The sequence below is a fragment of the Barnesiella sp. ET7 genome (assembly GCF_024733785.1).
Taxonomy (GTDB): domain Bacteria; phylum Bacteroidota; class Bacteroidia; order Bacteroidales; family Barnesiellaceae; genus Barnesiella; species Barnesiella merdigallinarum.
Window position 1 is genome coordinate 43,580 of record NZ_JANRHM010000018.1, and the last position, 19,179, is coordinate 62,758.

Annotated in this window: 14 protein-coding genes; 13 read left to right on the plus strand and 1 reads right to left on the minus strand. The window is 49.0% G+C overall.

The genetic code is table 11. From position 1 onward, the window contains the following. Positions 1–98: 98 nt before the first annotated feature. From NW211_RS11200 to NW211_RS11260, 13 genes are all read left to right on the plus strand, one after another. Positions 99–1,208, plus strand: coding sequence for a helix-turn-helix domain-containing protein (locus tag NW211_RS11200; protein WP_235352760.1), 1,110 nt, complete (start codon positions 99–101; stop codon positions 1,206–1,208). A gap of 448 nt (positions 1,209–1,656) precedes the next feature. Then, on the plus strand, positions 1,657–2,814 hold the full coding sequence (locus NW211_RS11205; RefSeq protein ID WP_235352759.1) for a hypothetical protein: 1,158 nt from the start codon (positions 1,657–1,659) through the stop codon (positions 2,812–2,814). 28 nt (positions 2,815–2,842) lie between these two features. Beyond that, on the plus strand, positions 2,843–4,084 hold the full coding sequence (locus NW211_RS11210; RefSeq protein WP_235352758.1) for an OmpA family protein: 1,242 nt from the start codon (positions 2,843–2,845) through the stop codon (positions 4,082–4,084). Beyond that, complete coding sequence (locus tag NW211_RS11215) at positions 4,081–4,977, plus strand: FimB/Mfa2 family fimbrial subunit (RefSeq protein WP_235352757.1); 897 nt, start codon at positions 4,081–4,083, stop codon at positions 4,975–4,977. Before NW211_RS11210 ends, NW211_RS11215 begins: the two co-directional genes overlap by 4 nt. Before the next feature lie 26 nt (positions 4,978–5,003). Continuing rightward, a complete protein-coding gene (locus NW211_RS11220; protein WP_235352756.1) occupies positions 5,004–5,921 on the plus strand; it encodes a fimbrillin family protein in 918 nt (305 codons plus the stop codon). A 47-nt stretch (positions 5,922–5,968) separates the two neighbouring features. Then, entirely contained in the window at positions 5,969–7,756 is a 1,788-nt protein-coding gene (locus tag NW211_RS11225) for a fimbrillin family protein (protein ID WP_258327902.1), read from the plus strand. Positions 7,757–7,839: 83 nt separating this feature from the next. Continuing rightward, the gene (locus tag NW211_RS11230; RefSeq protein WP_235352755.1) at positions 7,840–8,739 is read left to right on the plus strand and encodes a fimbrillin family protein; all 900 of its coding nucleotides are present in this window, start codon (positions 7,840–7,842) and stop codon (positions 8,737–8,739) included. Positions 8,740–8,769: 30 nt separating this feature from the next. Next, the gene (locus NW211_RS11235) at positions 8,770–10,470 is read left to right on the plus strand and encodes a fimbrillin family protein (RefSeq protein WP_235352754.1); all 1,701 of its coding nucleotides are present in this window, start codon (positions 8,770–8,772) and stop codon (positions 10,468–10,470) included. A 365-nt stretch (positions 10,471–10,835) separates the two neighbouring features. Further along, positions 10,836–12,941: a hybrid sensor histidine kinase/response regulator gene (locus tag NW211_RS11240; protein WP_258327903.1), complete on the plus strand. Its 2,106-nt coding sequence runs from the start codon at positions 10,836–10,838 to the stop codon at positions 12,939–12,941. Further along, the gene (locus NW211_RS11245; protein ID WP_235352752.1) at positions 12,922–14,226 is read left to right on the plus strand and encodes a sigma-54 dependent transcriptional regulator; all 1,305 of its coding nucleotides are present in this window, start codon (positions 12,922–12,924) and stop codon (positions 14,224–14,226) included. The genes NW211_RS11240 and NW211_RS11245 overlap by 20 nt, the downstream gene beginning before the upstream one ends. A gap of 323 nt (positions 14,227–14,549) precedes the next feature. Next, positions 14,550–14,972: a deaminase gene (locus tag NW211_RS11250; RefSeq protein ID WP_177897584.1), complete on the plus strand. Its 423-nt coding sequence runs from the start codon at positions 14,550–14,552 to the stop codon at positions 14,970–14,972. 248 nt (positions 14,973–15,220) lie between these two features. Continuing rightward, on the plus strand, positions 15,221–15,844 hold the full coding sequence (locus tag NW211_RS11255) for an RteC domain-containing protein (protein WP_235352751.1): 624 nt from the start codon (positions 15,221–15,223) through the stop codon (positions 15,842–15,844). A gap of 193 nt (positions 15,845–16,037) precedes the next feature. Continuing rightward, positions 16,038–16,907 carry a hypothetical protein gene (locus tag NW211_RS11260; RefSeq protein WP_258327904.1) on the plus strand — a complete coding sequence of 290 codons (870 nt, stop codon included), beginning with the start codon at positions 16,038–16,040 and terminating at the stop codon, positions 16,905–16,907. A gap of 126 nt (positions 16,908–17,033) precedes the next feature. Here the strand turns inward: NW211_RS11260 and mobC are convergent, their stop codons facing one another. Then, entirely contained in the window at positions 17,034–19,043 is a 2,010-nt protein-coding gene (mobC, locus tag NW211_RS11265) for a conjugal transfer protein MobC (protein WP_235354332.1), read from the minus strand. Positions 19,044–19,179 lie beyond the last annotated feature (136 nt).

Sequence of the window (19,179 nt, forward strand, 5' to 3'; positions counted from 1 at the left end):
TATGTGAAAAATAAGGGGTTAGATGATAAAAAGCTCTGATTGGAGGACCTGATACAAACGGATTTTTTGTAAATTCGCGAAATTTTTAGAAATCCGAAATGATGATACAAGGTCCTGAAATCTATTATGCGGCATCCTGCCTGATACTGGTCATCACGTCATTGTTTTGTGCGTTGGTGCGTTATTTCCACATGTGCCGTCCGTTTGACGAGGAAGAAGCCTATTTCTATCCGGCACGCAAGCTCATCACGATTGTCTATGTCTGTTTTGCCCTGCCGGTGGTATGGCTTTTCCGTATGGACAGCCCGGACGCATGGTTTTTCATTCGAGTCTTTCTTGTGCTGCTGTTGCCCGGTGCGGGCGTGTTGTCGTTCCGCCGGTTTTTCTTCAGTAGGACAAAACACCGCAGACTGATATTTGTATTGTCCGGTATCATTCCTTCAGCCATTATCCTGACCTGTTGGATATATGGGTGGATAGGAGGAGATACGCTCCACCGCCACCGTTACATGCTCTTTCCGCTTGTCGGCGTTTATTCTCTGATGCTGACCGCCATGCTGTTGCATACCACATGCTGGCTGTTGCGCCAGATCCGCCTGCACATGCAGGAAGAGTATTCCAACAGAGAAGATTTTCCGGTACGTTTTGCCGGTTTTGTCGTATTCATGCCGGTGCTGTATCTGGGAGCCGCATGGTGGCTGTTTGCCACCGGCGACCGTGATTACAACATGTGGCTCCAGCTGGTCATTTCAGCCATGCACATCGTATTCCTGATACTGATACTGCATCCGCAGCGGAAAGAATACCGGGAAGTGGTGGAAGAAGCGGAAGAACTCATAACGGAAAAAATGGAAGCAGTCCTGTCCGAACAGGAGGAAGGCAGCAGCCTGCTTTCTGCTTCCGTCAAGGATGAACTGGAAGCTAAAATCCGGACAGCACTGAGCGAAGGCAAACTTTACCTGAACCCGAACCTGAAGATCGGCGAACTGGCAGATGCGGTAAAGAGCAACCGGAAATATGTGTCCATTGTCATGAAAGAGCGTTTCGGTTCCTTCTACAAGGAACTGAACCGGCTCAGGATAGAAGCCGCTGTCCGGTACAAGGAAGAACATCCTTCGGCAAGCCGTGAGGATATTGCCACGCATTGCGGCTTTTCCAATGTAAGAACATACAGCAGAAATCTGAAATCAGGTGAACAGGACAAGTAAACGGGAGGACAATTTGAGGAAATTCCTTAAATTGTCCCTCATTATGAGCATTTTTCCTTAAATTGTCCTTCAGATTTTCATAAATTGTCCTCTGTCCTTTCATTAAAATTCGTTACCTTTGCGGCGGTTTTAATAAAAGAACGGCAATGAATTTCGATTTACGGTACATTTCAGGAAATATGACAATCTGTTCAGGCAACATTCCGTTGTCTGTTGCATCGTGCATATACCCGTATTTCCTTTCAAAAAAGTGTGCCGAAAATTTGGAAATGTGTGAAATTCGTGTAAACACACACACACACACACACACATTGCGACCGGCGTATCTTCGCGCGTTAATATACTTATTATCATCAATATATGCAAGGGTGGAAACTCCTTTTTACGGGAGTTTTCCACCCTTTTCCGTATTCGTATGCCCCGTTTAACCCATTAAAGCAAAAGTCGTATGAATACCGAAATAACCATCATAGCAAGTATTTTTCTGTTGCTGGGCGGACTGGCAGCATTTCCGTTTACGCTCAACTATGCCAATACCTCATGGATGCCCCGATGGATGCGTCCTGACGTGGACTATCTGGAACGTCCGTTCCGCTATGACTATCCGGCACGTGGCATACATATATTCTTCTCCATCCTGACGATGTTTGTGGGAGCTATGTCACTGCTTACCTTGCTGGACAAGAACCTGTCCCAAACGGTAACTCCCGGACAGTGGTTCGACAGTATGTCACTTGTGCTTCCTACATGTCAGGTATCCTGTATCCTGTTCATGCGTCAGGAATACAACGATCCGTTTGAATATGCCGACCGCCTTACCGGATTCAGCATGTGGAAAGTTACAGCGGCTCTATGCCTGATACCTCTTCTATGGTTGCCATACGTTGCCGGTCTATTAGATTCTTCCATATACCGTTTTACGGTACTTTCCTATAATTTGCTGGCATACACCTTTCTCGTTTACGATTATATACGGGTTTATAGAAAACGTTTTGATTATGAATACACCGGACATGTCGGTCTGAAAGAAATGTATCCGGAAAGCCTGTACCTTTTGGCCTATCCGGTCTGTTCGGTAACCCTGCTCTGGTCCCTATGGCAAAACAAAGAGGTCTGTATCCTCTTATATGGTGTGGCGTTGATTATTTTCAGTCTGACGAAGACAGTATGCCGTTTTCATCCGGCAATCCGGGGAGATGAACATGAACGGTGTGAATATCTCTGGTATCGTCCCCGCGAAATGACTACTGACCGGGCAAAGAGGATTTGCAGTCAGATACAGAAAGGCAGAGGGATATTTGCCGATTCACGTCCTTATTACGTGGTTGTCAGCCGCCGCTGCCATTCCACCCGTTACCAGTTTCAGCTTACCACTGAGGGAGAACATCAAAAAAGGATTCTTCTCGATGGGAACATACGTGTCCTGATCTGTAGGAAATTCGATTCTTTATCCGCAGCCAGCCTTTACCGGCTGCAACTGGTGGAGCAATACTGGAACACGTACTATAATAATTTTTTCCGTTACGAGTCACGTGCCCGTTCGGAGTTTGAAGAAGAACTGAAATGCGACGGAATCGAGGAGAAGAAAATCGGTTCTTCCATTTAAGCAGCATCAAGTGATAATGACCTATAATATGAAAAAAAGGAACTATATTCTGTTACTCTGCATCCTGCTCTGTGCAGCTCCGCTCATGGCCCAGGATGCCCCGGAAAATACGAAATCCCCCGGCTGGTATGCAGGCGTGCAGGGCGGCGTGCCCTTCGGCGTATCTACATTCAGCAGTTTCGGTTTCGACAAGACCCGTGCGGGATTCAGCGGCGGGCTTTACGGAGGCTACCGTTTCAATCCGGTACTTTCATTGGAGGCTCAGGCCGTTTTCGGGAAAACGGGCATGAGCCAGAGAGATTGCTGCATCTCCGGCAATTACTGGCTTGGTTCGGACGGTGTCCGTTATCATGCTCCGGTACTCGGAATGGAAGGCTGGGACTATGCCGGCCTGAAAAGCAGTGTAACGACGCAACGCTACGGTTTGCAGCTCAATGCCGATGTGCTTGGTTTTTTCCCGTCCACCCGTCAAAGCCGGTGGAGCGTGGAGGTGTCGCCCCTGCTGGCAGCCGTTGGCACGAAAGCCTCCCTGTCCACCCTTGACGGCGGAAAAGAGGCATGCAAGGAAAATACGGAATGGCATCTGGGTGCAGGCGGAAACATTCAGGCAGGATACCGTTTTGCCTGCGGTATAGGTGTCGGCATTTACAGCGGTGTCACTTACCTTACGGGCGACGGCATGGACGGACTTCCCAAGAGCGGGCACAAAGCCAACTATATATGGGAAAGCGGCATACGTGTCAGTTTCGCGTTCGGCAAGAAAAGCGGAAAGAAAGCAGACCACGGCATTGCTTACCCGGCATCTGCCGGTCAGCCGCAGGATGAGAGGGACAATGCCGTAGAAACAGCCCCGGCGGAAATACCGGAACAGACCGTCACGGACAGTACGGCACAGAAAACTGTTGTCACGGCAGCAGACAATTCAACCGGAATCGACATCGTATTCCCCGTTGTCTATTTCGATTTCAACAGCACTTCGCTTCGTCCGTCCGAGACATCCAAGCTTGAAACGATACTCGGCATACTGAAAGAACATCCCGACATGCACATAGTCGTGACTGGATGGTGCGACACCAGTGGCAGCCGGAGCGTAAACGAACGCTATTCCATCCGTCGTGCCGAAGCAGTCAAGCTGTGGCTTGAAAGTCGTGGCATCGCAGCCGGACGCATTACAGTCATAGGGCGTGGCAGTGACGTGAACGAGAAGGATGCGGAGAAAGCCCGCCGTGCCGAAGTGACAGACAAGGAAAGAAAGGAGGTAAGCAAATGAAAACGACCCGATTCTACTTGTATATAACGATATGCGCCCTGTTCAGCGCAACATTTACGGCCTGCGACAAGGATATACACGAAAATGACAGGCACGGACTTGCCGTCGGCATGGAATGGCTTGAAGGCATCGAGCCGACCGACATCACAAGTCCGGTAAACCTGTGGATATACGATGCGGAGGGGCATGAAGTGGAAGCGCACGAGTTTTCCTCTCCGCAAGAACTGGCATCCGGCCTGTTCAGCCTGCCGGAGGGCGACTATACGCTTGTAGGCGTCTGCGGCCTGACAGAGCCGTTTCGGTATGATTATGAGAACGGTACACGGACAGCCGACATGCTGCGCGTTTCGCTTGCCGACCCGTCGGCTTCGCCCGCACACGCCGTCGGTGGCGTGGCCGGGGTGAGAGTGACCGACACCGGGGTCAACCTCCGCTCCGTCATCCGTGTCGCTCCGTTGCTGGCAGAGCTTGCCGTCCGTATCAACGGCGTGCCCGAAGGAGCGTCGCTTGCCGTCACGGTACGCAATGCCGCCACCTGCCTTTATCCGGCACGGCGCGGCGATGACAACAGCTACGTCGTACCTTCCGCCGAAAAGACAGATGCGCTCCTGCCGCAAGCCGTTGCCGACAGGGGGACGCTCTCTACCGATGCCCGCCTGATGCCGACGGCACAGGGCGAAACCTGCACGATGCTCTATATGGTCATGACCTTTGCCGACGGCTCCCGTCATGAATACACGGCGGAAGCTCCCCTGATGCTTGCCGGGAAACGCTACGAGCTGGCATTGGAATACGACAGGATGCAGCCCTACATGTATATCACCGCCACCGACATTAACCCCTGGGGCGAAGGCTGGATTACGAGTGATGACATCTTTAATCCCGGAATATAATTAACAAATAAAATAAAGATAGAGTTATGATGAAGAGCATGTTATCCGTTGCTGCCGCACTCCTTGTACTGGCGGCATGCACGAACGACCATGAACCCGACTATGCTCCGGCAAAAGAGATCCGGGTGAACGCCTCCATCGGGCAGATGACCCGTGTGACAACCGACGGCAACGAATCGGCTTTCGAGACGGGCGACCGCATCAGCGTCTATGCCTGGCTGGGTACAGCCGACGATGCACAGCAGCTTGTGGTGGACAATTCCGTCAACACCTTAGGCGACGACGGCACATGGACGGCCAGCCCGCAAATGCTGTGGGCAAACAGCAGTTCGGCGCATTACTTTCTGGGCATTTACCCTGTGCAGGAGGTAAGCGACCTGAAAGCCATGAACTATGTACTGACCCCTGAAGACCAGGAGGCAAGCGACCTTCTTTATGCCATGAATGCCGGCACTGAGAACAAGGGCATAACGCCCACTAACACGCCCGTGGCGCTGACCTTCAGCCACCTGATGTCGAAATTAGTCATCAACCTGAATTTCCGCAGCCAGTGGTCCGGAACACCGGTCGTGGAATCGGTCAGAGCCATTGCAAAGGCGGAGGCAAGCATCAATCTCCTCTCCGGAGAGATTACGCCACAGGGCGACAATAAGGCGATAGACATCCCGGCTTTGGAAACACCGGCAGCCAACTACGCTTGCAGCTATGCCGGTATCATGATTCCTAACAGCAATTTAATTGAAATACAGATCAAGGTAAAAGACATTGACGAGCCATACGTCTATAACGTAGGGGTTTCCATCCCGTTGGAAACAGGCAAGTACACCACCGTCAACCTGACATTGGGACGTGACGAAATCACCTTAGACAATGACATCACCATCACCGACTGGGCTCCGCTCGAAGGCGACTATGGCGGTAACATATTTTTTCCGGGTGCGTAAACCGCTGTGCTGACTATATATTTATAACTGATTAAAACAGCAAACGTATGAATATAAAGAATCTATTATTGGCAACAACCGCTATCCTGTTGGCTGCGTGCAGCACCGACAGCGATGTACTGCCACCGCAAGACCTTGGACAGATAAGGGTAACGGCATCCGTGGGAGCCATGACCCGTGTGGCCCATAGCGGCAACTCGACCACCTTCGAGACGAATGACCGCATCAGTGTCTATGCCTGGTTAGGAGCCGACAACGACATGCAGCGGCTTGTGGTGGACAACTCCATCAATACATTAGGCGGCGACGGCACATGGACCGCCGAGCCGCAGATGCTTTGGGCCGACAATACGTCCGACCACTATTTCCTCGGCATCTATCCCGAGCGCAACAGAACTACCGATTACAAGGCCGACCCCTATACGCTGGACTTCAATAACCAGACCGCGAGCGACCTGCTGGTGGCGAGGACCACGGCCAAGCCCACCGGTTCTGCCGTGAAGCTGGAGTTTGAGCATGTAATGGCCAAGCTCGTGGTAAACCTTTCGTTCCGCAACGAGTGGACAACCGCACCCGAAGTGGCTTCGGTAACGGCAGTCGCATGCACCGAAGCCACCGTGAATTATTTAGAGAATCCTGTCGAGGTAACCCCGGCCACCGGTCAAAACCTTGTGGTGATTCCCTTCACGGGCACATCCGCCAGCTTTGCCGGCATCATGATTCCCGGGCAGAGCGGGTTCCGCACCATCAACGTCACGTTGGAGAACGGCAAGGTATATACCTATACCCACTCTGCGGACATCGACCTACAACCGGGCAGATACACTACGGTGAACCTTGTGCTGGGACGCGACAACATCAAACTGGACGATGCGGGCATCAACGTGTCGGACTGGGAAAACGGTACTTCCATTGATGGCGGTGAAGCGACCGAAGCCTACTCATACGATTCCAATACCAAAACCATCACCATTTACAGCGGTGAAGGACTGAAGGTAGCGGCAGATGTGGCGAACAGCGGTGATACCGACATCAACATCATCCTCGACAATGACATCGACCTCTCGGACATCGACTGGACGCCGATAGGAACTGAAAGCCGACCATACACCGGCAACTTCGACGGCGGCGGCCATACCATCACGGGGCTGACCGTAAACCAAACAAGAAATTATGTAGGGTTGATTGGGTGTATTGGTTCTGATGGAACAGTGAAGAATGTGAAACTGGAGAATGTGAATATAACCGGTGACGGCTATTTCGTCGGTGGTGTTGCAGGAACAAACTATGGCACAATAGAAAATTGTTCGGTTGATGGCACTTTAACAAACTATGTACATTACCTCGGTGGTGTGGTTGGAAATAATTATGGTAGTATCATAGGCTGTTCATCGTCGGGAACAATAACGGGTACCGGCCCGAATGTAGGCGGGATAGGCGGACAATCTGTAGGTGGAACTATCATGGCCTGCTACTCCGTAGCCAATATAAAAGGAAGGAGCAGTTCTGGCGGAGTGCTTGGACAAACGAATAGAGAAACGGTCGTTATAGCCTGTTATCACGCCAAGGGCAATGTTACAGGTGAACAGTCTCGGATGATAGGCGGTGTGATAGGATGGAATTATGGTAAAGTCACCGCTTGCTACTGGGAAAACAATCAGGGACAAGGCATCGGCGACAATCAGGGCAGCACCACCATCGAAACCACCAAGGTGGACGGCACTGACGTTACCTGGCAGAAAGCTGTTGCCGCCATGAACACCGCCTTGCAGAGTGCAGGCTCAGGTTGGCATTACGTACTCAACGGAGCGCTGCCGACATTGGAGGAAAAATAAACCGTCGGACGGGATTCCGGTTCCATCCGAAAAAGGAATCTTTGAAAGATAAATAATTAACAACTTAACAGAAAATAGTTCAAATGAAAAAAGCAAACATTTTGGCAACAGCAGCGCTGGCCACCCTTTTGGCAGCCTGCTCCAACGACAGCGACGTATTCAATACGCCCGACTATGCCGACACGCCTATCGGACTGAATGTGAACGTAGGCCCGATGGCAACCCGTGCCGGTTATGAACAGGGAGCATTGACCGAAGGAAGTTTCGGACTTTATCTGACAACGGATGGCACGAACAGCGACGAACGCTACAACTGCACGAACCGGGAAGTGAAATATGACAATGGCTGGACGATTCAGGGCGGACAACTCCTGTGGAAAAGCAATGATGCAACAGTAACCTATTACGCTTATCTGCCCTATACAGGAACAGTGGGCGATGCTGCAAGCTATGCCTTTACGGTGAAGACCGACCAGAGCGATGAGAGCAACGTCAAGGCTTCCGACCTGCTTTATACCGGACAGCAACCCGCCACACCCGGAACGGCACTCGACATTACATTCAAACATGCGCTGTCCAAGCTGAACGTGACACTGGCAAAAGGCTCTGAGCTTGAAGACGGACTGACCTTCACATCGGTAAGGCTCTCCAACTGCGCCACGGCCACTACCGTGAATCTGACTGCCGGAACAGCCGGTACCGCCACCAACAGCGGACAGACCATCACCATGTATGCTGCAACGCCAAGCGAGCAATACGAGTGCATCCTCGTACCGCAGACCTTCGCTCAGAGCCTGAAGGTGGAAATCACCGACAACAACGGAAAGGTATATACATTCACATCCAACAAAGACCTTACGTTTGCCAGTGGTGAAGAATACACGCTGAATCTTACCGTAGGCCGCGACAAAGTGACGACGGGCACCATTTCTGCCGACCCATGGGGTGAGGAACAGCAAGGCGGCGACTTAGTAACAGAATAAAAGTAAACAACGTTCATAAACATAACAAGAATGAAAATAGCAAAATATATTCCGGCTGCCGCCCTCGCACTGGTGTTGGCAGGCTGCCAAAGTGAAGATGATTTCATCTCTTCCGACTATGCCAACGACCCGATGGCCGTACACATCCGTGCAGGCATCGAGGCTCTGCAGACTCGTGTGAACACGGCAGGAACAGGCGACGCATGGGAAACAGGCGACCTGATTTCGGTAGCCAATACCTCGACAGGTGCGGTAACAGGCAAGGACAAGGCGGTTTACAAATACAACGGCGGCACATGGGAGCCGTCAGGAGCCGACTACATGGTCTGGGCTGACGATGTAAACACCTTTGAAGCCTATTATCCCGTCGTGGAAGGGAAAACGGACTCCTACACGCAGTTTGAACTCCCGGCCGACCAGAGCAGCAGCAATCCAACTGAAACCAATTACATAGGCCGTGCGGACTATATGACGGCGGCAGCGTCACAAAGTAAGAGCGATGCGCTGAACCTGACATTCAAGCACCACCTGACCAAGGTTACCGTGAAGATAAGCGGTTACGGTGACCAGTACGCCACACAGAAACCTGTATTCCAGGCTCCTACATTCACGGTACCTACCACAACGACTACAGTCGATGGAAAGACACTGACCGTTGCCGGCAATGGAACGACAGTAACCGGACTATTCAGCGAGGACACTTCGGCAGAAGCCAAACACAGCTTCACCGCCGTCCTGCTGCCGGGCAAGTATGCTGCTGACGATACGTTTGTCCAGCTGAACATTCAGGGCGGCACTCCGCTTATCGTCAAAGCCAACGAGCAACTGACTACCGGTTTGGAATCGGGCAAAGCCTATACCTTCAACGTGACCGTAGGTAAGGATGGTGCCACCATCAACAGCGTTACGGTTGGCGACTGGGGTACCGACGGCTGGACGGAAAGCGGCACGGCAGACGAGGAGACAGGGCCTAAGGTGAATGCGGACACCCATACAATCAGTTTGAGTGATGTCGGACAATTGAATACTGAACTCATAGGGCAAGCCTTGAATGGCGAGACAACGAATGTACCTCTCACCATTCAAGGCCCGATGAACGAAAATGACATTGCCGCCTTGAATAAATATCTGAAAGATAATTCCGATGCAACGCTCTCACTCGACCTTAAGGGGGCAACGCTCGCCTCCATTCCAGACCTGGCTTTTTCTCAAATAAAAGGATTGGTTTCCATCGAGCTCCCCGAAGGGTTAACAAAGATTGGTAATTCTAATTCTTGGAATGGTAGTGTGTTCTATGGATGTACAGGATTAGAGTCTGTGAAATTTCCATCCACACTGGAAGAAATGGCTTTCAGTTCTTTTTTTGACTGTACAAACCTGGAAACGATTGACTTGAGTAAAACGAAAGTCGCCAGCATAGAAGCTGCCTTATTTCGCAATTGTAGCAGTTTGACAAGCGTATCATTCGGACCGAAAACCAGTGTATTCAATAATAAAGTTTTCGTCGGGTGCAGTTCTTTGACAACCATAGACCTGTCTCTTTGCGAGGCTGTACCGACCTTCAATTATACTCAAGGTTCGGATGCCGAGTCGCCTTTCTATGGTCTCGAAAAGAGCAAGATAACCATTTATGTGAAAGATGCAGACATGAAGACCGCATTTGAGGATAGCGAGTGGGTATCACGGGTTGGATTTACTGCAGATAATTTTGTAGTCAAGAATAATCAATAAACTCTCATTCCGGGCGGGAGCATCAGTGCCCGGTAACATCATACAGAATCGCAGCCCGCTACCGCAAGGTAAGCGGGCTGCATTTTCATAAGAGAAATTATAAACAAAATGAGGTAAACCGCATGAAACAGAAAACAATAGCAACCAGACACCTGCGCACCAAGATAGCGGCAGGATATGTGCTGATACTATTACTTATTTTCGGCATTGTATATATCTGGCTCAACGAACAGCAGAGGCGACAGGAAATAGAGACAACAAGCAACAAGATAAGATGCTTCCGTAAGGACGTACACGAAGTGTATGTGAAGGTGGTTGACTTATCCCTGATTGGTGAAACCGTGCTGGACTGGAACGAGGAAGACATGGCGGCATACCATGAGAAGCGTCTGGAAGTGGACACTCTGCTCAGCCGGTTCAAGTCGACCTACCGCAGCGAACGTATAGACAGTGTCTGCCGGTTGCTGTCTGAAAAGGAAAAGCTGCTGAACAAAATCATGCTGGTACTCAATGAACAGGAAGAAATAAAGGACAAAATAGCCCGCCGTGTTCCGGTGATAGCCCGCAAAAGTTCGCAGGAAGAACCGCCCAAAAGGAAACGGACAGGTTTTCTGGGTCTGTTCGGGAAAAAGGAAGAAGCGAAACCGACCGCAACGACCACCATGCTCAATACGTTGAACAGTGACGTGATAGCCCGCCAGAAAGAACAAAGCGAAAGGTTGAGCCAATACACCGACAGCCTTTCGGTGAGAAACAGGAAACTGAACTGCCAGTTGCAGGGCATGATCAAGAAAATGGATGCGAGAATACGGACAGACCTGCAACGGCAAGAAACAGAGTTAGCCGCCATACGCAGGCAATCGTCGGTGCAAGTAGGCGGACTGACTGCCATCGTAGCCTTTCTTCTGCTGCTTTCGTATGTTGTCATTCACCGGAACGTGAAACGTATCTGCAGGTACAGGAAAGAAACAAACGAGCTGATAGACAAGCTGCAAAAGACTGTGCAACAGAACAGGCAACTGCTCTCTGCCCGCCGGAAAATCATGCTGACCGTCACGCATGAACTGCGCACTCCGCTCACTGCCATCAATGGTTACGGAGAACTTCTGACACATACTGAAAATGAGAACAAAAGAATAGAATATACCCAAAACATAAGACAGGCAGCCGGCAGAATGACAGATATGCTGAATACCCTGCTGAACTTTTTCCGGCTTGACAGCGGGAAAGAACAGGCAAACGCTGTCCCCTTCCGCTTGAAAAATGTGATTGAAATACTTCAGACAGAATTTGAGCCGAGAGCTGAAGCCAAAGACTTGACCCTGCACATAAGCGGATGCAGCGACGTCATTCTGATGGGCGACCGCAACCGGCTGATACAGATAGCCAACAATCTGCTTGGCAATGCCATCAAGTTTACGGAAAGCGGTACGGTAGGACTGGACATGACCTATGAAGCCGGGAAACTTGTCCTGACCGTGCAGGATACGGGTACGGGCATGAACAACGAACAACGGGAAAAGATATTTGAGCCCTTCGAGCGTCTGCCGAATGCCGCCGTCGAGGACGGCTTCGGACTGGGGCTCCCGATAGTCAAGAACACAGCCACTCTGCTGGGCGGAACAGTCGCAGTTGAGAGCGAGGAAGGCAAAGGCAGCCGGTTTACCGTGAGACTGCCGATGCCCCTTGCCGACAATATCATAGAGATAGAAAAGCGCAAGGCCGGAATTTCAGCCAGACGCCATGCGGCTTTTTACTCCGTTCTGGTTCTGGACAATGATGAAATGACACTGGCCATGACCAAAGAAATGTATGGCAGCTGCAATATACGCTGCGACACATGTACCAATACTTCAGACCTGATGGAAGCCATACGGGAACGGGACTATGATTTGCTGATAACCGACCTGCGAATGCCTGAAACAAACGGATATGACGTGCTGAAACTGCTGCGCTCGTCGAATGTGGGCAACTCACAGACCATTCCGGTAATCGTCACTACGGCCTGGGGGAACTGTGACGAGCAAAGCCTGCTCGACTTCGGTTTTTCGGGCTGCCTCTTCAAGCCATTCTCATTGCCAGACCTGCTGCAAATATCCGAAAAATGTGTCGGTATAAAGGAACAGGAATACTCACCGGACTTATCCCCCCTGCTGGCTTACGGCAACAAGGAGGAAATGCTGGATACACTGACCCAAGCTACGGAAAAAGAAATGCAGGGAGTGAAACAGTCCGTCATGATGAAAGACTTCAAGGCTCTGGACGAATGGGTACACCATCTGCGCAGCTCATGGAGCGTTATCCGTGCCGACAAACCATTATGGCAACTTCACGGGGTTTTACACAAGGAAGGCGGCAGTACGGAAGATGAAATCAGCCGTGCCGTCGATGCCGTTGTCCGCATGGGGCATAGTATCATAGAACAGGCAAAAAAAGAAAGGAGGGTACAGGATGAAGGTTTTTGTTGTTGAGGACAATCCGGTCTATTGCAAATATGTATGCAACCTGCTTGCCAAGGAAGGATTTGAAACGGAAACCGCTTCATCGCTGTCAGCCGCCCGTAAGCTGGCGGACAAGATGAAGAGTGAGGACATCATACTTGCCGACCTTCGCCTGCCCGACGGTGAATGTACCGGACTGTTGCTGTGGATGCGCAATCAGGGCAAACGGCAACGCTTCATCGTCATGACCGATTACGCCGAGGTACATACGGCAGTGGAAAGCATGAAACTCGGCTCTGAGGACTATATCCCGAAACGGCTGATAGAAGAACGGCTGCTGCCACTCGTGCAGACCATACGGAAAGAACAGGAACGCACAAGACGTGCCCCCATTTTCAGACGTACCAGCGAGGCGTATCTTTCCGCAAAGCATCGCGCCAAGATTGTCGCGCCGACCAATCTGAGTGTGATGATTCTGGGCGAGAACGGAACCGGAAAGGAGCATTTCGCCCAGTATATCCACGAAAACAGCAAACGGGCGGACAAACCGTTTGTCGCGGTGGACTGCGGTTCGTTGTCCCCGGCACTGGCACAGTCCGCCTTTTTCGGTCATGTGAAAGGGGCGTTTACCGGTGCGGATGCCAACCGCAGCGGATTTTTTCAGGAAGCGGAAGGCGGCACGCTGTTTCTGGATGAGGTTGGAAACCTCATGCCTGACACCCAACAAATGCTGTTGCGTGCCATACAGGAACGGCGTTACCGTCCCGTCGGCGGCAAAGAAGACAAGACAGCCGACGTGCGCATTATAGCAGCCACCAACGAAGACTTGCAGAAAGCCGTATCGGAGAAGCGTTTCCGTCAAGACCTGCTTTACCGCTTGCAGGAATATGCTGTAACAGTACCACCACTCCGTGAAAGCAGTGATGACATCATGCCTCTCTCGGAATTTTTCCGTGAACAGGCTAATGTGGAACTGGAACGCGATGTGAAAGGATTCGACCAGTCGGCACGCAAAGCCCTGCTCGCCCATTCATGGCCGGGCAACGTGCGTGAACTGCGCCTGACGGTACAGGCAGCGATACTGCATACGGCAGGAGATATGGTGTCTGCAAAAGATTTGGAAATGAACCGTGAACATATCTGCACTTCTTGTTGTTCTACCTTAAAAGATGAGGAACTTGAAAAAGAACGCATCTTGCGTGCATTGGAACAAGCGGAAGGTAACCGGAACACGGCTTCACAGATATTGGGTATCGGACGTACGACATTATATCGGAAAATGATGGAATATGGGCTGAAATACGGTGAGAAATAACTCAAAAATGAATATTTCCGCTGTAAAATAATACATTATCCGTACAAATTCCTATCTTTGCGGAGAAGTTTAGGAATAAAACAGGCAGTCGGATCATGTCCGGCTGTCTGCTGATATAGACATAAGAACGCAAGGTGTCTTCAGGCGTAAATCTGGACAATTGAAACTGAAAGAAGCAAATTGCGTGATGCTTATGCTATGCATTGTCATAGCGTGCATTCACGTATATTTCTTTCAGGGGGTGTCCAGCCCTACGCTTGAGATAGCGTGGATAGCACGCTACTTTTTTCTCCAAGCGGGCTGAAAACCAATAAAATCTGATTATGGCGAAAATACAATTGCTGGCAATACTTTCAATGGATGGATGCTTGTCTGATATGGAAACAGAAGGGCGTTGGTGTCTCCGCCCCGACTGGCATGGCATAACGGACATATATGAAAAAGCGACCTTCGAACTTTCACCGGACTATTCCATGACCACATTGATAGCCGAACATGAGAAGCAAGACGACAACACCGTTTATCTGATTGAAGCGACAATTCATAATGCGACTTTTGTCAATGCAATGCTGAACATGCGTATCATTGATGAAATTATCATCTATACCGTACCGTTCATAGCCGGTACCGGTCTCTTCCTGTTCCAAAAAGAACTGCCAATATCTTATTGGAAACTCACAGAACAAACAAGTCTGCCGGGAGCCTTGCGTCACATATACCATAAGGTAGATGTAGAAGAAAATTAGCCGTACCGTGTTCCAAAATGGAACGTGAAATGCGGATTCTGTTGTTCCAAAATGAAACGTGGTTTCATCTTGAAACCGATTTTTGGCCGTTTATGCAATGGCTGAAAAATATTTTTATCTCTATTCTATTGTATAACAGCAGGATACAAAATCCTGCCGTTTTTTTTCTGTTTGCGGAAAAGCATTTGTACTCATAGTTCATGTGCGCACACTGATAATCAAAGTGTATCATTCAAACAGAAAAAAATATGAATTACCTTATATTGACAGAAACCGAGTTTTTCGGTCTTATAAACGGAAATGATGAGACAATCAATCTGAATGCCGCCTATGAGCGTTTTGTCAAGGCGGTTGTCGAACTGCTGTCCGATAACGATACGGACGGTGTAAAGATTGCACTGGCGTATGCCGAGAACGAACTGGAATATCACAACACGCAGTATCTTGCAGGTGGGGTGAAAAGCCATACCGACCTGTTTGTCCGCAAAGCCTTGTCTTTTGTCCGCAAGATGCAAAAGCAAATCTCCACAAGCCGCTTACAAGTGCCACCACTATCTCCTTCCTATCCAAGTCCCCCTTCTACTGCCCATTCAGTTCCTACATTGAAATGGACCGGCAATGCCATTGACCTTGTGGAAATGATTTACGGTATCAGCGAGATGGGCTGCATCAATGACGGGGAAATTCCGTTGAAGGAACTTGCACCTGTCTTATACTCTTTTTTCGGCGTAAATTCCAAAGATTGCTACCGCTTCTATACGGACATCAAACGCAGAAAAAATGACAGCCGTACTTATTTTCTTGACCGTATGCAAAAGAAGCTGAATGAAAAAATGCAGCGGGATGACGAGCTGGAACGCATGAGGAGATAAACTCCGTTTCCAGAATGTTTTTAAGGGATTGCATCACGCAATCCTTTATTTTTTGCTGTCTGCAAAGAATTTCCGTCGTTCACCAAACGGATTGGGAAGGCAGATAGGATGAATTTATCTTTGCCATGTAGGTTTACAACGGAGGGTCCGAAAATCCGAATATTAAATAGAGTAGGAAAAAAAGAAAATAAAAATGGAACTCACAAAAGAGATATTTGACCAGATATACAATGGTTGGGATTCTACCGGAAGAATTAACTGGAAAAGTGTAAACAAAAGTACATTGAAAAAATATTGCCAGTTTATTATAAATAGTGGAATATTGCCGATGTTGAATGATTTGGGGATAAATCCCATTGCCCAAAAAGTTCATGCAGACAATGTATATGCGCTTGATAAGGAAACCTTCTCAAAACTCATGATTATCACCTTCCCTGAAGACGAGGAAAATAAGGGTTTCTATGATAAGCGTAACGAAATTATCAAAAACGGTGTCAAAAAAGAACCAGAATATATACTTCCATTATGCACGGATGAAAAATTAAATATAAAGAGTATAATACCATTGTATGAGGAGATTATGAAACTTAAGGGAAATCCTTATGGAAGTTTGATTTTTGATGAATGTCAAGTATTTCAAGGATACGCATACAAAAAAAATCTAATTATCAATAAAGATTCTGCCTTTTCAGAGCTTGGTTTACATTTGCTATGTCATGAATTGATGCATACAATGGCTAATGAAACAAGTGTCTGTAAATTAAGACAAAATGCAGAATGTTTAGGAGATGAAGATGTTAATGAATATTTTGCCAGACTTTCTTCTTACTATTGTATGAAATCAGATAATGCGGAAACGTATAAGGACGTTTTAGGTGGAACAACAACAGAAGAAATGAAAAAAAGCAAGGATAAATCACATGGCTTAAACGGAAGTTATGGAGTCCTTATAAAAGAAAGGAAGAGATTCGACAAGATGACAGTAGATCGGTTAAAAGAGATTGCTCGCTTTTATTTTAAGGGTGAAAAAGCTCCTGAAAATTTCATGAATATTATAAAGTAAAAGATAGGTGTAATCATTGTCATTCTGAACTTGTCGAATGTTCCATTTATAATGGGAAGTGATTCTTTTGGGCAAGTTCAGAATTTAAGAGGTGGCGGTTCTATGGATTCCGCCACCTCTTTTTGATTATTTCTGTTGCAACAAATGGCTCAGGTTCTCGTCACCCGCGATGCGCACCAGCTCGTCGGCGACAATCTTTTTCACCTCTTCCTTGATGCGGTTGTAGTTTTCCTGCACCTTTTCCTGCATACAGTCATTGCCGTTCTCGTCGGTAAAATCCGTAATGACGGGAATAGGCTTGTAAGCCTTCGTTTCAGCCGCCACCTTCGCATTGTCCACGACAATCTCCGCATGGAAAATCTTCTGTTCGATACGCTCGTTGAAATTGTCGGACACCGAACCGACAAACATACCCTGCGTCAGGCCGGAAATCTTGCTCGGCGGGATAAGGCTGTCCATCTGTGTGTTAATCGAGGTGGAGACATCCTGCCGGTTGATGGATATGGACTGACGCTTCTGCAAGACTTTTCCGAACCTTTCCGAAAGCGTCTTGGCGGTCTCACCCACCACCTGACCGGAGAAGATGTTGCCGACAGTGTTCATCACCACCTTCGCCTCCTTGTCCCCATAGTCACGTACAAGCTGTGAGAAATCCTGAAATCCCAGACACACGGCGACCTTGTTGCTTCGTGCCGTGGCAATCAGGTTGTCCAGCCCCTTGAAATAGATGGTGGGCAGCTCGTCAATAATCACCGAAGACTTGAGCATACCTTTCTTGTTTATCAGCTTGACGATACGTGAGTTATACAAGCCCAGTGCCGCGCCGTAGATGTTCTGACGGTCGGGATTGTTCCCGACACACAGGACTTTCGGCTCTTCAGGGTTGTTGATGTCGAGCGTAAACTCGCTATCACTCATCACCCAGTACAGTTGCGGCGAAATCATGCGTGAGAGCGGGATTTTCGCCGATGCAATCTGACCCATCAGCTGCTCGGCAGCCCCTCCCAGCCATGCATCCATAAAGGGACTGAGGTAGTTCTCCAGCTCCGGATATGAGGTAAGGATGGGGAAAATGTCCTCGTATCTGCGGTTCAGGAACTCAATGGCATGGGGAAAGGTACAGTATTTACCGTTCTGATAGATTTTGAGGTACCATATAATCGCTGCAAAAAGGATGATCGGTGACTCCACAAAGAAGTCCCCCTGCTTCTGCACCCAACTTTTATTGAGGTTGAGCATGATGGTATAAGCAGATTCATAAGCATCCGAAATGTCCGTCATGAAGTCCGGATGAATGGGATTGCAGCGGTGGCTCCTTCGCGGGTCATCAAAGTTTATCACATAGAACTTCGGCTTTACCCTGTATGCGTCAAGGTGGTTGAGCAGGTGGTTATAGGCAATCGTTGAAAGGTCAGGGTATTTGAAATCATAGATATATTGACTATACCCCTTCTCAATCTGCTGCTTGATGAAGCTGTTTACCACGGCATAGGATTTTCCGGAACCCGGAGTACCCAGCACGATGGTTGCACGGAACGGATTGACCACATTGATCCATCCCTGATGCCACTTCTTCCTGTAATAAAAACGGGTGGGCAGATTCACGGAATAGTCATTCTCCAGCAGACGGGTTTCCTGCATGAAACTCTCGTTCTCGTTGTTGAACACATCGTCCATGAGATTGTGCTTCAGCAGGCGTGACATCCACAGTCCGCCCATCAGCAGACAGATATATCCTGCCGAAAGGGTAAGGATATACAGAAGGGCGACCGTCGCGACATGAAACGGAAGCTCCAGTATCCACCAGTTCAGGAAAAACAGCACAAAGCCTGCGGCAAGAGCCGTCCATATCCTGTGCCAGGTGATTTTCTCACCTTTCACGCCCTTGGTTCCCAGACACGAGAGTGCCAGCAGAAGGACAGCAAACAGCTTCGTGTAGAGGACGGAACGGAACAGTCCGGCGGTACGGTTGAAATTCACCAGTATCCTGTCCGCCACGCCGATGTCAATCCCCCAGAGGCGTATGGCCTCATAGCAGAACCAATAGACGTTCATGACCACTAAAATAATACTCACGGCACGAAGAAAATCCATGATTTTCGCAAGTGCCCTCAAATCATCTTCCTGTTGTGACATAAATGTTGATATTTTTTGAATTTGACATATATTTATTGTATATAAGAACCATATAAAATGGAAGAATTTTATAAAAGAAGGTTCAATCTTGAGTACTCCTTGCGACTGATAAATCGCATGAGAGCATTGGGCCTAA